Raw genomic sequence first — 645 nt, forward strand, 5'->3', positions numbered from 1 at the left:
TTCTATACTCCAGTCACCTGAATAGTGTGATTCTCCGCGCGACAAGGCATTGTCATCTAGCTCAGCACTAAACGAGCCATCAGAATTAAAGGTCATGGACTCCATAATGTAGTAAGGGTCGCCACCATCATCTGGCGCATCGTCGAAGTAAACATTAAAGCGAGTTTGGTCAGAAAGTTCTTCTACCGTAAACATATGACCAGAGGTGTCTCCCCCATCACAGGCATCACCTATTCCATTATGGTCGCTATCTTGCTGATCACTGTTTGCATCAGTCGGACAGTTATCAATATCATCCGGTATACCGTCTGAGTCACTGTCAGTCGCATCTTCACTCACTGCATACAGCATGCTAGCAATGTAGTCATTAGCTTCACCATCATGGAAGAACTTGGTAGAAATATGAGGGAAGCCATCAGACAAGATGCCTAGCTTACGAGAGAATACTCCTGAAGCACTTGTCGCCGTAAAGCGAACAAAGCCAGAATCTATCGACCAGGTAGTCGTGTATTCAGTTCCAGTGTGATGGTCTTCGAAGCTGCCGGTTCCACCGCTATCAAAAGCAACCGTATCTTGCTCGCTGTACCAAACGGTATCGTTCACTTCTTCTGTCGTTAGCAGCTTATCCAGGCCGCCACAGTCCTC

Annotated in this window: 1 protein-coding gene; it reads right to left on the reverse strand. The window is 47.0% G+C overall.

The annotated features are described in order from the left end of the window. Positions 1-645: thrombospondin type 3 repeat-containing protein (locus tag A3761_RS26200; RefSeq protein ID WP_197472958.1), on the reverse strand; the 645-nt coding region annotated here is incomplete at both ends.

It is taken from the genome of Oleiphilus sp. HI0123 (genome assembly GCF_001635315.1).